Below are 13,257 nucleotides of genomic sequence, written 5' to 3'. Positions count from 1 at the left end.
CACGCCTGCGACGGGAGGGCGAGACGCTGAGACGATTCGTCTCACGACGCGGCGGACTTGAAGGCCGGGGCCAGGGGGCGCTAAATGAAGGGCAGAACAATGACCGGCCTTCCATGCCATGACCGGAATTCAGGGAGAGACGTCCATGTTGTCTACCCAGGCCCGCTATCACGCCCGCGCCATCGACCAGGCCCTGCGCGCGCCCTTGCGCGCGGCCAGTCCGCCCGGGCGCATCCTCGATTCCTGGCGCCGTTCCTTCGAGCAATATCAGCTCGACCCGGGCTCTCTGCGGGGGCCGCGCATCCTTTCGCGCTACGAATTGCGCCAGCACCAGCAGGCGGCGGAAGACTTCCTGCGCGTCGCCGATGGCGAACTGGGCGCCCTGCATGCGCGGGTCGAGGCGGCCGACTACTGTGTGCTGCTGGCCGACGCCCAGGGCCATACCCTGGATTACCGGGTCAGCGACCGGCTCGATGAGGAATGCCGCCGCGTCGGGCTCTATCTGGGTACCTGCTGGTCCGAGCAGGAGGAGGGTACCTGCGGCGTGGCCGCGGTACTGACCGACCGGGCGCCGGTCACGGTGCACAAGGCCGATCACTTCCGCGTGGCCTTCACCGGACTGACCTGCACCGCGGCGCCGGTGTTCGCGCCGAGCGGCGAGTTGCTCGGCGTGCTGGACGTCTCGGCGCCGCGCTCGCCGGACGACCGGCGCAGCCAGCTGCTGATCCAGCAATTCACCCGCGACAGCGCCCAGCGCATCGAGAATGCCTACTTCATGCACAGCGCCCGGGGCGACTGGGTGCTCTGCGGCCATGCCCAGGCCAGTTATCTCGATACCCAGCCGGAATTCCTGCTGGCCTGGGATTCGAATGGCCGCCTGACCGGTCTGAATCGTCCGGCCCGGCAACTCTGCCTCAATCAGCTGGGCTACCTGCCGCAGCGCCTTGACGAGTTGTTCGGTCGCGACGCCTCGGCCCGTTTAAAGGAGGACGATCCTGAACCCCTGCGCCTGGGCGAGGCGCAGTTCCACGCCCGGGTCCGGGCGCCGCGGCCGCGCACGGGTGTGGTGATTCCCCTGGTGCGCGAAGCCCTGGAGACCGAAGACGAACAGGAGCCGCAGGTCAGCCAGGCGCTCGCGACCGCCCTGCGTCTCTATCGCCACGGCCTGCCGATCCTGGTGACCGGGGAGACCGGCACCGGCAAGGAGGTCTTTGCCCGCGGCCTGCACCAGGGCGGCGATCGCAGCGCGCGGCCCTTCATTGCCCTCAATTGCGCAGCGCTGCCGGAAAGCCTGATCGAGAGCGAATTGTTCGGTCATGCCGCGGGGGCCTTTACCGGCGCCCAGCGCCAGGGTCGCGACGGCCTGATCGTGGCGGCCGATGGCGGCACCCTGTTTCTCGACGAGATCGGCGACATGCCCCTGGCCCTGCAGACGCGCCTGCTGCGGGTGCTGGCCGAGGGTGAAGTGCTGCCGGTGGGCAGCGCCCAGGCGCGGCGGGTCGATGTACGGCTGGTCTGCGCCACCCACCGCGACCTCCAGGCGCGGGTCGCCGCCGGACTGTTTCGCGAAGACCTGTTCTATCGCCTCAATGGCGCCGTCTTCCAGCTGCCACCACTGCGCGAACGTGCCGACCGCCTGGCGCTGGCGCGGCGGCTGCTCGAAGAGGAAGGCGGCGAGCGTCCTGCGCCGGCGCTGACGCCCCAGGCGCAGGAGGCCATCCTGGCACATGACTGGCCGGGCAACGTGCGCGAGTTGCGCAACGCGCTGCGTTACGCCTGCGCCCTGTGCGACGGTGCCCGCATCACCCTCGATCACCTGCCGGCCAGCCTGCGCCCCGGACGCGCGTTGCTCACCGAACCTGAGCCCCAGGTCGACAGCCCGGAGCGACGGTCGATCCTGGCGGCCCTGGTGCGGCACCGCTGGAAGGCCATCCCCGCCGCCCGTGCCCTGGGTGTTTCCCGGGCCACCCTCTATCGGCGGCTCAAGCTGTACGGCATCGTTATGCCGCATCGCCAGGCCGAAGACTGAGCTCTTCCGCCGAACGGTCGTGGGGCACGGCGGCTGCCCTGGCGCGGCGATCCCGGCGATCAAGCGAAGCGGTTGCCGTCGGCGCGCCAGGCCCCGGTCGTCCCAGGCGGGACGTCAGTGCGGTCGGTCACGGGTCACACCTCAGACACAGACCCGAGGAAGATCCCTGATGCGTACCCTGCCACTGCTACTTGCCCTGCCTGCCGCCCTGGCCCTGTTGAACCGCACCTCGCCACGGCGTTCCGGGCGGCCTGATCATCCGCAACTGAGCGGCCGGACCATCGTCGTCACCGGCGCCTCCAGTGGTGTCGGCCGTGGCGTGGCCCTGGCGCTCGCCCGGCACGGTGCCAATCTGGTGCTGGCAGCGCGGCGGACCGAGGCGCTGGAAGCCCTGGCGGTCGAGGTCCAGGCCCTGGGCGTGGCCGCCCTGGCAGTACCCACCGATGTCGCCGACACGGCGCAGATGACTGCCCTGGCCGAGCAAGCCGAGCAGCGCTTCGGTCGCATCGACGGCTGGATCAACAATGCCGGTGTCGTGGCCGTGGGCCGCTTCGAGGAGATCCCGCTGGACGATCATCTGCGTCTGCTGGATACCAATGTGAAAGGCGTGGTCATTGGCACTCACCTGGCCCTGCAGCGCTTCCGTCGCCAGGCCTATGGCCGGCTGGTCAACGTGGCGTCGGTCGACGGCGAGATCCCCCACGCCTATCAGGCCTCCTATTCGGCGTCCAAGGCCGCGGTGCTCAGCCTCGGCCGGGTGCTCCAGCAGGAACTGCGGCGCGGACGCCAGCCCAACATTCAGCTGTCGACGGTGCTGCCTTGGGCGCTGGATACGCCGATCTGGGGCCATGCGGCCACCTATACCGGCCACCGTCCCGATCTGCCGACCAAGGACGCACCGGACAAGGCGGTGCAGGCCATCGTCAAGGCGCTGCTGCAACCGCAGAAAGAAATCACCGTAGGCTACAAGGCGAAGCTGGCCTACTGGGGCCATCGCCTGGCGCCGGAACTCAATGAACGCTTCACCGCCGATGCGGTGCAGCGTGCCGAGATCGACTGGAACCCGGTCAAGACCGCTACTTCGGGCAACCTGCAGCAGCCCGATCAGGCAGGACGGACGATCCGGGGGTCGAATTTCTGAAGGGTGACCGTCCGAGCTAGTGCCAGGATGCGTTCTGCGCCCCATCCCGTGTTTCAGGACCGACGATGGTCAGCTCACCCTGGGACGCAAGGGCAGTCTGCAGCGCCCTGGCCAGGGCAGGCTGGGTGCAGAGCAGGGCGGTCGGGGCGATGCCGGCCAGGCTGGCGGCAAGCTCCGGCCCGTATGGGGGAGCCGCCAGGTCGAGCTCCAGACGCGGCAACAGCGGCAGCCCCTCCGCCAGCATGACCTGGCAATGCGCCTGCAATTCGGCGTCGGCCTCGGCGACCGACCGTTGCCGGGCTGTCACCAGGAGGATCTGCAGATGCCCGAGCGCTATCAGATGCCGGGTGGCCAGGGCGATGCGTTGGCCATGCGCTTCGGCGTGACGAAGGCAGGCCGTCCTGGCAGCCAAGGCCGCGCGCGTCGAAGGAGAGACTGCCGGGGTGCGATGGCGGAGGGCGGGGCGGGTATCCATGGATAGGCCTCTGCCACGGCGTGGCGGTCAGGAGGCCCAGCCTGTCGGATACTGATGGCAGCTTCGTGACAGACCTCAGCCGCGTTTTGGCCGCGGTATACCCTCTCCTGACCCTGGTATGACACAGCGACACGGACGCCTTGCGTTCTCTACCGCGGCGGCTAGCCTCAAGTGGGTAACGTTCCTTCGGGAGCCTGCAGATGAACAGGTTGCATGAACGCTTGGCCCAACTCGATCCACCCGTGCGCCATGAGCTGGAGCGGCGCAGTGACGGCCTGCTGATCACGCTCATCGAGGCCGATCACAATGTGCGGGTGTCGCGGCTGCTCAAGGCGGACGACATGCGCGAGGTCGAACAGGTGAATCTGATCCTGCTGCATGCCATCAACGAACTCAGACGCAAGGGCGCCCAGGTCCCGCTCGACAAGGACACCATCCTGCTGACGCGCCTGCCCGGCGCGGGTGTCGGCACCCGGGTTGAGCCGTGCGACTAGTCCGTCAGCTCCAGATCCAGCAACGCCGCGCCCAGCCCCTTGCCATGGGCATCCAGCGCCAGCGAGCGGGTGACGCCACCGCGCAGGGCGCCGGGCAGCACGAAATTCAGCGCGCCCAGGGCAGGCAACTCGTAGCGGCGCACGGGCGCGGCGTTGGCGGGTCGGCTGTCGGCAAACCAGGCGGCGACCCGTTCCGCGGTCAGCGTCTGGCGCAGGCGCTCGAAATCTTCACGGCGATAGGCGATCACCGCCATGTTCGAAGTGTCTCCCTTGTCGCCGGTCCGGACGTGGGCGATCTCGCGCAGTTTCATGGCAGCGTCTCCAGCTCCAGGGTAGGGGTGACGGCCGCACGCGGCCACAGCAGCGAGGCCACGGCGATCACCTCGCGGACCGCCTTGGTGGCGCCACCGCCGCCGGCCGGCCCATTGGTATAGAGGGTTTCCACCTCGTTGCCGATCTGCACCGCCGCCGCGCGGGTAGCGCAGCGCCCGACCACCCGCAAGCGGACCTCCCAGGGTTCGCCGGTAGCGCGCGCGGCCAGGGTCGCGCCGTGCAGGGCGTCGCAGCCGATCAGTTCGCAGCGCAGCTCCTGAACCGGTACGCCGCAGAGTTGCAGACGCTCGCGCACCACCTCAGCCGCCAGGCGGGCGCGGGCCAGGGCGCCCGGTCCGGCATAGGACAGCTGGCCTTCGCCATGCCAGCCGTCGCGATAACCCACCGAGACCTTGAGCTGCGCGGGTCGCGCCTTGCCCCGGGCTCCGCTGACCGCGACCCGGTCCGGCGCGGACTGCTGCAGGGCAACGCCGGAAAAGTCGGCGGTGACGTCCGGCGTCAGATAGGCCGCCGGGTCGTGCACCTCATAGAGCAGTTGCTCGGTGCAGGTCGCCGGCGTCACGCAGCCGCCGGAGCCCGCGACCTTGGTGAGGGTCGCCTGGCCCTCGGCGTCCACCTCGGCCAGGGGAAAGCCCAGGCGAGCGAGGGCGGGTACGTCCTTGTAACCGGGATCGGCGAAGTAGCCGCCGGTGACCTGACCGGCGCATTCCAGCAGATGACCGACCAGGGTGCCGCGCCCGCGACGTTCCCAGTCATCCGCTGCCCAGCCGAATTCATGCACCAGGGGCGCGAGGAACAGCGAGGGATCGGCTACCCGGCCGGTGATGATGACATCGGCGTCCGCCTCCAGGGCCTGGACGATGCCTTCCACCCCCAGGTAGGCATTGGCCGAGATCACCCGGTCGCCCAGTTCGGCCAGGGTCTGGCCGCTGTCCAGGAGGGCGTCGGCGGGCAACTGGGCCAGCACGTCGTCGCCGGCCACCGCAGCGATCTTCAGCCCGGTGACGCCCAGCTCTCGCGCCAGGGCCGCGACCTTGCGCGCCGCGGCGGAGGGATGGGCGGCGCCCATGTTGGTGATCACCCGCAGGCGCGGTCGCCCGGCCTGATTCAGCAGCGGCAGGATGCGCCGCATCCGTGCCTCCAGCAGCGGATCGAAACCGGCCTCGGGATCGGCCAGCCGCGCCTGTTGCGCCAGGGCGATGGTGCGTTCGGCCAGGCATTCGAACACCAGGTAGTCGAGGCGGCCATGCTCGGCCAGCTCCACGGCGGGTTCGATGCGATCACCGGAATAGCCGGCGCCGCAGCCGATGCGAAGAAGACGGCTCATCTAGAAGACTCCCAGGAGCAGGGCGGTCAGGGTCATCAGCACCGAGGCCGCGAACAGGAAGGGGATGGTGAAGCGCTGGTGATCGGCCAGGTCCAGCTTGCACAGGCCCACCAGCAGGAAGGTCGCCGGGGTTAGGGGGCTGACCGGGAAGCCGGTGGTGTGCACGCCGAGCAGCGAGGCCTGAGCCACCTGCACCGGATCGACTCCCAGATTGCGGCCGACCTCGGCGATCACCGGCATGACGCCGAAGTAGAAGGAATCCGGATCGAACAGCAGGCTCAGCGGCATGGACAGGAAGCCCACCACCGCCGGGATCAATTGCCCGTGGCCAGCCGGGATACCCGCCACCGCCACCTGGGCCATGGCCTTGAGCATGCCGCTGCCCTGCATGATGCCGGTGAAGACCCCGGCGGCGAACAGGATGCTGGCCATGGTCAGGGCAGTCTTGGCATGGGCGTCGATGCGCGCCTTCTGGGCGTCCACCGAGGGGTAGTTCAGGCACAGCGCGGCGACGGTGCCGAGCATGAACATCACCACCGGATCGACCCAGCCGGCGATCATCACGCCCATCACCACCAGAGTCAGCAGCAGGTTGATCCAGAACCGCCCGGGGCGACGCAGGGCGCGCTCGGCATCGCTGAGTACCCGCTCCGGTGCGGCACCGGTCCCCTCGGCATTCAGCCAGGGCGCCTGGCCGGCCAGGGTCAGGCGCTTCTCCTCGCGGCGGCCGAGCCACCAGGCACTGGCGAAGACAAAGGCCAGACCCACCAGCTGCACCGGGATCAGCGGCTGGAACAGATCGGCTACCGGCACGTGCAGGGCGGCGGAGGAGCGCAGCACCGGGCCCGTCCACGGCAGGAAGTTGACCCCGGCGGCCATGGCGGCCACGCAGGCCAGGATGCGCCGGTCCAGCCCGAGGCGGGTATAGAGCGGCAGCATGGCGGGTATGGTCACCAGGAAGGTCACCGCGCCGGAGCCGTCCAGGTGCACCAGCAGGGCGAGCAGGGCGCTGCCGCAGACGATGCGCGTCGGCCGGGTGCCGACGGTGCGCAGGATGCGGTCGATGATGGGATCGAGCATCCCGGCGTCGGTCATGATGCCGAAGAACAGGATGGCGAAGACGAACATGCCGATCACCGGGGCGACGCCCTTGATGCCGGCGATGATGAAGGCGCTGGTGCCCAGGCCGAAGCCACCAATCAGGGCCGCGGCGATGGGAATGACGATCAGGGCGACCAGGGGCGAGACGCGTTTGCTCATGACCGCGACGAGCAACGCAAGAATGGTGACGACACCGAGCAGGGCGAGCATGGCGGACTCCTTGGACCGTGGCACGGCAGGCGGGCGCACGGGAGGTTTTGTTGTTGTAGGTCCAGTATTCGAAGACGTCCGATGTCCTGTAAATTGGAATCTTCCGAAGCAGCGTTCAGAAAAACAAAATGAAAAATCTGCTCCAGCACGTGCAGGCCTTTCTCGCCGTGGCCCGCCAGGGCTCCTTTGCCCGCGCGGCCGAGGAGTTGCACCTGTCCCCTCCGGCGCTCACCGTGCAGATCCAGCAACTCGAAGCCTGGCTGGAGGTGCAACTGCTCGAACGCACCCCGCGAAGGGTCCAGCTCACCACCGCCGGCGAAGAACTGCGTGGGCCCCTGGAACGCGTCCTGGTAGACCTGGGCGATGTCCAGACCCATGCCCGGGACCTGGCGGGTCTGCGCCGCGGGCGGATCACCCTGGCGGCCTTGCCGTCCTTCTTCATGGGTCCCTTTCCCGAATTGCTGAAGACCTTCCAGGCCCGTCATCCGGCCATCGAGGTCCGCCTGCAGGACGTGGTGGCCGGTAGAGTCGAGGCGCTGGTCCGGGAAGGGCAGGTGGATCTGGGCATCGGCGTCCGGCCACGGGCCGTGGGCCTGGAGTTCCAGCCGCTGTATGTCGATCACCTGCAGCTGTTCGTCCCTCGCGACCATCCCTGGGCGGGCCGCACCGAAATCACTCTGGGCGAACTCGACGCCATACCCTTGCTGCTCACCGGTCGCGACAGCAGCGTGCGCGAATGCCTGGACTTCGCCTTCGCCGCCGCCGGCCTGCGCCTGGTGGCGGCGCTGGAAGCCAACTACATGAGCACCCTGCTGGCCCTGGTGGCGGCCGGCCAGGGCCTCGCCCTGCTGCCGGAATCGGCGGGCGGCGAGGCCCCGGTGGTGGCCCTGCCGGTCCGTGGCGAGAGCCTGGCCCGGCCGCTGGGCATCCTGACCCCCAGCGGCCGCAGCCTTACCCCGGCGGCTCAGGCCTTCGTCGCCTTGCTTCGGCAGCGGCTGCAGGCAGGCTAATACTCAAAGGGCTGCCCCAGCTCCTGTTGCAGCCAGTCGAGAAAACGCCGCACCCGGGCGTAGCGCGAGTGCGCCCGGGGAAACACCAGGTGGTGCGCGGCCACCGGCAGGTCATCGTCCTGGGGCAGGACCCGCACCAGATCGCCTCGAGCCAGGTAGTCCGCCGCCAGCACCGTGCTCTCCAGGGCGAAGCCCAGGCCATGGCGGGCGGCTTCCAGGGTCATGTAGGAGCGATCGAAACTCAGGGTGTAGGGCCGTTCCGGCAGCGCCAGGCCCTGCTGGGCGAACCAGTTGGGCCACTTCATCAGGGTGGCTTCGGACAGGATCAATTCACTGTGCAGCAGATCCGCCGGCGACTGGACCGGGCGTTTTTCCAGCAACTGCGGCGCGGCCAGTACCGCCAGGCGTTCGCGCTGCAGGGTGCGGATCTCCAGGTTCGGCCAGCTGGGCAGGCCGTGGCGGATGTCGATGTCGACCTTGTCGCGGCTGAAGTGCAGGGATTCGTAGGAGCAGGAGAGATTGATCTGCAGGTCGGGATGACTCTGGCGGAATATCTCCAGCCGTGGCATCAGCCAGAGCAGGCCGAAGCTCGGCGCCGAGTGCAGGCGCAGGCATTCCAGGCCGGCATCGCTGGCCGCGCGATCCGTGGCCATGGCCAGTCGGTGCAGCACCTCGCTGACCTCTTCCAGGTATTGCTCTCCGGCCGGGGTCAGGGTCATGCCGCGCGCGCCGCGGACGAAGAGGGCGCGACCCACCAGGGCTTCCAGCTTGGCCAGCTGATGGCTGACCGCCGAGGGCGTCAGCGCCAGTTGCTCGGCGGCGCGGGCGACGTTGGCAAAGCGGGCGGTCTGCTCGAAGGCTTGAAGGGCTTTCAGGGGTGGCAGGGAAAGCGTCTTGGCGGAATCCATGGGGCGCGGCTTCTGTGGCCAGTTCGAGGCTGATTGTCGACAGGCCTGGCCGATCTGCCAAGCCACAGGCATGAATTTTTTTCAGCACGGTCTGACGCAGGCTGCGTTGCTGGGGCCCTGGGGCAGGGGCACTCTGGCCCTCAACGACAGCCCTCCACAACAACAAGAAGGATAGCGTCATGCCCCTGAATGCCCTGCTGCTGCAAGACAAGATCGCCCTCATCACCGGCGCCGCCTCCGCGCGCGGCATCGGTCGCGCCACGGCCCAGGCCTTCGCCGCCCAGGGCGCGCGGGTCATCATCCTCGACCTCGATGCCAGTGCCGCGCGGGATGCCGCCGCCAGCCTCGGCGAAGGTCACCTGGGCCTGGCGGCCAACGTGGCCGACGAAGCTCAGGTCAAGGCCGCGGTCGACCAGGCGCTCGCCCAGTACGGTCGCCTCGACGTGCTGGTCAACAATGCCGGCATCACCCAGCCGGTGAAGACCCTGGAGATCGGCCGCGCCGACTACGACCGCATCCTCGACGTCAACCTGCGCGGCACCCTGCTGATGTCCCAGGCGGTGATCCCGGCCATGCGCGCGCAGGGCGCTGGCAGCATCGTCTGCCTGTCCTCGGTGTCCGCCCAGCGTGGCGGTGGCATCTTCGGCGGACCGCACTACAGCGCCGCCAAGGCCGGGGTGCTGGGCCTGACCAGGGCGATGGCGCGGGAATTCGGGCCGGACGGCATCCGCGTGAATGCCCTGACCCCAGGCCTGATCCAGACCGACATTACCGGCGGACTGATGCACGACGAGCGCCGCCAGTCGATCATCGACGGCATCCCGCTGGGTCGCCTCGGCGAGCCCAAAGACGTGGCCAATGCCGCGCTGTTCCTGGCCAGCGATCTCTCCGGCTACCTGACCGGCGTCACCCTGGACGTCAACGGCGGCATGCTGATCCACTGATCGCCCCTCGTTTTCAACGCTCTGCATCGACAAGGGTGCCCGCGGCTGCGGCGCCCATAACAACAAGAGATCAGACCATGACTACGCTCACCCTGGCAGCGGCCACCTCGGCGCGCGCCAATGCCTATCGCAAGACCGCCTGGCGGCTGATGCCCTTCCTAATGCTGTGCTACTTCTGCGCCTATCTGGACCGGGTCAACGTCGGCTTCGCCAAACTGCAGATGATGAACGACCTGGCGCTGAGCGAAGCCGTCTACGGCCTCGGCGCCGGCATGTTCTTCATTGGCTATTTCCTCTGCGAGGTGCCCAGCAACATCATCCTGCACAAGGTCGGCGCGCGACGCTGGATCGCCCGAATCATGATCACCTGGGGCATCCTTTCGGGGCTGTTCGCCTTCGTCGAGACGGCCTGGCAGTTCTATCTGCTGCGCTTCCTGCTCGGCGTGGCCGAGGCGGGCCTGGCGCCCGGTCTGCTGCTCTATCTCACCTACTGGTTTCCCACCTACCGCCGCGCCCGCATGACGGTGCTCTGGTTCGTCGCCATTCCCCTGTCGGGCATGATCGGCGGGCCGCTGTCGGGCTGGATCATGACTCAGTTCGCCGGCGTCCACGGCTGGGCCGGCTGGCAGTGGATGTTCGTCATCGAAGCCATCCCCACGGTGCTGGTGGGGGTGTTGGTGCTCGGCTATCTCAAGGACGGCGTGCACCAGGCGACCTGGCTGGACGACGAGGAAAAGGAGCTGATCCAGAAGGAACTGGCCGAGGACAACCAACACAAGACCGAGCACGCCAGCGTGCGCGACTTCATCCGTGATCGCCGGCTGTGGCTGCTGGCCGCCATCTACTTCTGCGTGGTCATGGGCCAGTACGCCATCACCTTCTGGCTGCCGACCCTGGTGCGCAATTCGGGGGTCGCCGATCCACTGCACATCGGCCTGCTCACCAGCCTGCCCTACATGTGCGCCATCGTCGCCATGCTGCTGGCCGGGCGCAGCGGCGACCAGCACCGCGAGCGCCGCTGGCACCTGGTGATTCCCATGCTGCTGGGCGCCTGCGGACTCAGCCTCGCCGCGGTCTTCGGCCACAACGTCACCCTGTCGATCCTCAGCCTGTGCCTGGCTGCGGCCGGCGTCCTTTCGGCGTCCTCGCTGTTCTGGATGCTGCCCACCACGCTGCTGGGCGGGGTCACCGCCGCCGCCGGCATCGCCGCGGTGAACAGCTTCGCCAACCTGGCCGGCTTCTGCTCGCCCTACCTGATCGGCTGGATCACCACCAGCACCGGCTCCAGCGCCATCGGCATGTTCCTCATCACCGGGGTGCTGGTGATAGGCGCCACGCTGGTCCTGCGCATTCCCGCCGCCCTGGTCAATCGCTAATCGAGGTACAGATCATGACCGCTTCTTCGCCACAGCTCGCACCGCTCTCGCTGGCCGAGCGCGCCCACAACATCCGCCGCCATGCCCTGCGCATGGGCCAGATCCAGGGCCAGGGTTATGTCGGCCAGGCCCTGGGCGTCGCCGACGTCCTGGCCGTCGCCTACTTCCACGCCCTGAGCTACCAGCCACAGGACCCCGAGTGGGAAGGGCGCGACCGCTTCTACCTGTCCATCGGCCACTACGCGATAGCCCTCTACGCCGCGCTGATTGAGGCCGGCATCGTGCCGCAGGAAGAGCTGGAGACCTATGGCTGCGACGACAGCCGCCTGCCCATGTCGGGCATGGCCGCCTACACCCCGGGCATGGAGATCACCGGCGGTTCCCTCGGCCAGGGCCTGGGCATCGCCGTGGGCGCCTGCCTCGGTCTCAAGCGCAAGCAGTCCGGCGCCTTCGTCTACAACCTGCTGTCCGATGGCGAACTCAACGAGGGTGCCACCTGGGAAGCGGCCATGTCGGCCTCCCACTGGCAGTTGGACAATCTCATCGCCCTGGTGGACGTGAACAACCAGCAGGCCGACGGCCATTGCCGCGAGATCCTGGCCTTCGAACCCCTGGCCGAGCGCTGGCAGGCCTTCGGCTGGTTCGTCCAGCGCGTCGACGGCAACGACCGCGAGGCACTGGTTGCCGCCTTCGATCGCGCCCGCCAGCACCCCGGCCGACAGCCCCGGATCATTCTCTGCGATACCCGCATGGGCAAGGGCGTGCCCTTCCTGGAAACCCGCGACAAGACTCACTTCATCCGCGTCGAGGCGCACGAATGGGCCCTGGCCCTCGACGCCCTGGATGCCGGGAGGGACTTCTGATGACTACCAGCACCGCCACCAAGCCACGCCTGACCACCTCGGCGATGATCGCCAGCATCGCCGCCGAGGGCCAGCCGACGCGACCGGCTCCGTTCGGTCACGCCCTGGCGGCCCTGGCCGAGCAGCGCCAGGACATCGTCGGCCTCACCGCCGACCTGGCCAAGTACACCGACCTGCACATCTTCGCCAAGGCCCATCCCGAGCGCTTCTACCAGATGGGCATGGCCGAGCAGCTGCTGATGAGCGCCGCCGCCGGCCTGGCCCGCGAAGGCTGCGTGCCCTTCGCCACCACCTATGCGGTATTCGCCTCGCGCCGCGCCTACGACTTCATCTGCATGGCCATCGCCGAGGAGAATCTCAACGTCAAGATCGTCTGCGGGCTGCCGGGGCTGACCACCGGCTACGGCCCCAGCCACCAGGCCACCGACGACCTGGCGATCTTTCGCGCCATGCCCAACCTCATGGTCATCGACCCCTGCGACGCCCTGGAGATCGAGCAGGCGGTGCCGGCCATCGCCGCCCACCAGGGGCCGGTCTACATGCGCCTCCTGCGTGGCAATGTGCCCCTGGTGCTGGACCGCTACGACTACCGGTTCCAGCTCGGCAAGGCCCAGGTGGTGCGCCCCGGTCGCGACGTGTTGGTGGTGTCCACTGGCCTGATGACCATGCGCGCCCTGGAGGCCGCCGAGGCCCTGGCCGCCGATGGTGTGGACGTCTCGGTGCTGCACGTGCCGACCATCAAGCCGCTGGACGAGGCGACGATCCTGGCGGAAGCCCGCAAACCGGGGCGGCTGGTGGTGGCGGCGGAGAACCATTCGCTGATCGGTGGCCTGGGGGAGGCGGTGGCGACCACCCTGCTGCGCAACGGCGTGACGCCCACCTTCCGCCAGATCGCATTGCCCGACGCCTTCCTCGACGCCGGGGCGCTGCCGACCCTGCACGACCGCTACGGCATCTCCACCACGGCGGTCTGCCAGCAGATCAAGGGCTGGTTGTAGGGAATAGGGCTGCGGATCGCGCTCAGCGGCGCCGCAGCCCAGCGCCTC

General features: G+C 68.5%; 13 protein-coding genes. 8 read left to right on the top strand and 5 right to left on the bottom strand.

Annotated elements, in window-relative coordinates; translation table 11 throughout:
* The first annotated feature begins 145 nt into the window (after positions 1-145).
* Both AABM56_RS12525 and AABM56_RS12520 read left to right on the top strand, forming a co-directional pair.
* The gene (locus AABM56_RS12525; RefSeq protein ID WP_347883290.1) at positions 146-2,029 is read left to right on the top strand and encodes a sigma-54-dependent Fis family transcriptional regulator; all 1,884 of its coding nucleotides are present in this window, start codon (positions 146-148) and stop codon (positions 2,027-2,029) included.
* 169 nt (positions 2,030-2,198) lie between these two features.
* Positions 2,199-3,170: an SDR family oxidoreductase gene (locus tag AABM56_RS12520; protein WP_133860736.1), complete on the top strand. Its 972-nt coding sequence runs from the start codon at positions 2,199-2,201 to the stop codon at positions 3,168-3,170.
* 16 nt (positions 3,171-3,186) lie between these two features.
* On the opposite strand, the gene AABM56_RS12515 is transcribed toward AABM56_RS12520, so the two are convergent.
* Positions 3,187-3,645: a hypothetical protein gene (locus AABM56_RS12515; RefSeq protein ID WP_133860735.1), complete on the bottom strand. Its 459-nt coding sequence runs from the start codon at positions 3,643-3,645 to the stop codon at positions 3,187-3,189.
* Positions 3,646-3,845: 200 nt separating this feature from the next.
* Here AABM56_RS12515 and AABM56_RS12510 point away from each other — a divergent pair, with 200 nt between their 5' ends.
* Positions 3,846-4,139, top strand: coding sequence for a hypothetical protein (locus AABM56_RS12510; RefSeq protein WP_263259385.1), 294 nt, complete (start codon positions 3,846-3,848; stop codon positions 4,137-4,139).
* On the opposite strand, the gene AABM56_RS12505 is transcribed toward AABM56_RS12510, so the two are convergent.
* The 3 genes from AABM56_RS12505 to AABM56_RS12495 are packed head-to-tail and all read right to left on the bottom strand — an operon-like array spanning position 4,136 to position 7,110.
* Positions 4,136-4,450 carry a hypothetical protein gene (locus tag AABM56_RS12505; protein ID WP_133860733.1) on the bottom strand — a complete coding sequence of 105 codons (315 nt, stop codon included), beginning with the start codon at positions 4,448-4,450 and terminating at the stop codon, positions 4,136-4,138. The genes AABM56_RS12510 and AABM56_RS12505 overlap by 4 nt on opposite strands.
* Positions 4,447-5,799: an acyclic terpene utilization AtuA family protein gene (locus tag AABM56_RS12500; RefSeq protein ID WP_133860732.1), complete on the bottom strand. Its 1,353-nt coding sequence runs from the start codon at positions 5,797-5,799 to the stop codon at positions 4,447-4,449. The genes AABM56_RS12505 and AABM56_RS12500 overlap by 4 nt, the downstream gene beginning before the upstream one ends.
* A complete protein-coding gene (locus AABM56_RS12495; protein ID WP_133860731.1) occupies positions 5,800-7,110 on the bottom strand; it encodes a CitMHS family transporter in 1,311 nt (436 codons plus the stop codon). It abuts the gene before it with no gap.
* Positions 7,111-7,238: 128 nt separating this feature from the next.
* On the opposite strand from AABM56_RS12495, the gene AABM56_RS12490 reads away from it, so the two are divergent.
* Positions 7,239-8,120 (top strand): LysR family transcriptional regulator, encoded by an 882-nt coding sequence (locus AABM56_RS12490; protein WP_133860730.1) that lies wholly within the window; start codon positions 7,239-7,241, stop codon positions 8,118-8,120.
* Here AABM56_RS12490 and AABM56_RS12485 read toward each other — a convergent pair.
* A complete protein-coding gene (locus AABM56_RS12485; RefSeq protein ID WP_347883289.1) occupies positions 8,117-9,028 on the bottom strand; it encodes a LysR substrate-binding domain-containing protein in 912 nt (303 codons plus the stop codon). The genes AABM56_RS12490 and AABM56_RS12485 overlap by 4 nt on opposite strands.
* Positions 9,029-9,222: 194 nt before the next feature.
* Between AABM56_RS12485 and AABM56_RS12480 the strand changes: the two genes are divergently transcribed.
* From AABM56_RS12480 to AABM56_RS12465, 4 genes are all read left to right on the top strand, one after another.
* On the top strand, positions 9,223-9,972 hold the full coding sequence (locus AABM56_RS12480) for an SDR family NAD(P)-dependent oxidoreductase (RefSeq protein ID WP_133861235.1): 750 nt from the start codon (positions 9,223-9,225) through the stop codon (positions 9,970-9,972).
* 77 nt (positions 9,973-10,049) lie between these two features.
* A complete protein-coding gene (locus tag AABM56_RS12475) occupies positions 10,050-11,348 on the top strand; it encodes an MFS transporter (protein WP_347883288.1) in 1,299 nt (432 codons plus the stop codon).
* A 14-nt stretch (positions 11,349-11,362) separates the two neighbouring features.
* Positions 11,363-12,211 carry a transketolase gene (locus AABM56_RS12470; RefSeq protein ID WP_133860727.1) on the top strand — a complete coding sequence of 283 codons (849 nt, stop codon included), beginning with the start codon at positions 11,363-11,365 and terminating at the stop codon, positions 12,209-12,211.
* Positions 12,211-13,209 carry a transketolase family protein gene (locus AABM56_RS12465; RefSeq protein ID WP_133860726.1) on the top strand — a complete coding sequence of 333 codons (999 nt, stop codon included), beginning with the start codon at positions 12,211-12,213 and terminating at the stop codon, positions 13,207-13,209. The genes AABM56_RS12470 and AABM56_RS12465 overlap by 1 nt, the downstream gene beginning before the upstream one ends.
* Positions 13,210-13,257: the final 48 nt, after the last annotated feature.

The organism is Pseudomonas aestiva, assembly GCF_039908605.1.
Taxonomy (GTDB): domain Bacteria; phylum Pseudomonadota; class Gammaproteobacteria; order Pseudomonadales; family Pseudomonadaceae; genus Chryseomonas; species Chryseomonas aestiva.
The sequence above is the reverse complement of the archived record's forward strand: the minus strand, read 5'-3'. Positions and strand labels throughout refer to the sequence as shown.

Excerpts from the sequence above, each read along its gene's own strand:
- AABM56_RS12500 (WP_133860732.1), bottom strand. The coding sequence starts at position 5,799 with ATGAGCCGTCTTCTTCGCATCGGCTGCGGCGCCGGCTATTCCGGTGAT.
- AABM56_RS12495 (WP_133860731.1), bottom strand. The coding sequence starts at position 7,110 with ATGCTCGCCCTGCTCGGTGTCGTCACCATTCTTGCGTTGCTCGTCGCG.
- AABM56_RS12520 (WP_133860736.1), top strand. The coding sequence starts at position 2,199 with ATGCGTACCCTGCCACTGCTACTTGCCCTGCCTGCCGCCCTGGCCCTG.
- AABM56_RS12510 (WP_263259385.1), top strand. The coding sequence starts at position 3,846 with ATGAACAGGTTGCATGAACGCTTGGCCCAACTCGATCCACCCGTGCGC.
- AABM56_RS12470 (WP_133860727.1), top strand. The coding sequence starts at position 11,363 with ATGACCGCTTCTTCGCCACAGCTCGCACCGCTCTCGCTGGCCGAGCGC.
- AABM56_RS12515 (WP_133860735.1), bottom strand. The coding sequence starts at position 3,645 with ATGGATACCCGCCCCGCCCTCCGCCATCGCACCCCGGCAGTCTCTCCT.
- AABM56_RS12525 (WP_347883290.1), top strand. The coding sequence starts at position 146 with ATGTTGTCTACCCAGGCCCGCTATCACGCCCGCGCCATCGACCAGGCC.
- AABM56_RS12505 (WP_133860733.1), bottom strand. The coding sequence starts at position 4,450 with ATGAAACTGCGCGAGATCGCCCACGTCCGGACCGGCGACAAGGGAGAC.
- AABM56_RS12485 (WP_347883289.1), bottom strand. The coding sequence starts at position 9,028 with ATGGATTCCGCCAAGACGCTTTCCCTGCCACCCCTGAAAGCCCTTCAA.
- AABM56_RS12490 (WP_133860730.1), top strand. The coding sequence starts at position 7,239 with ATGAAAAATCTGCTCCAGCACGTGCAGGCCTTTCTCGCCGTGGCCCGC.
- AABM56_RS12465 (WP_133860726.1), top strand. The coding sequence starts at position 12,211 with ATGACTACCAGCACCGCCACCAAGCCACGCCTGACCACCTCGGCGATG.
- AABM56_RS12475 (WP_347883288.1), top strand. The coding sequence starts at position 10,050 with ATGACTACGCTCACCCTGGCAGCGGCCACCTCGGCGCGCGCCAATGCC.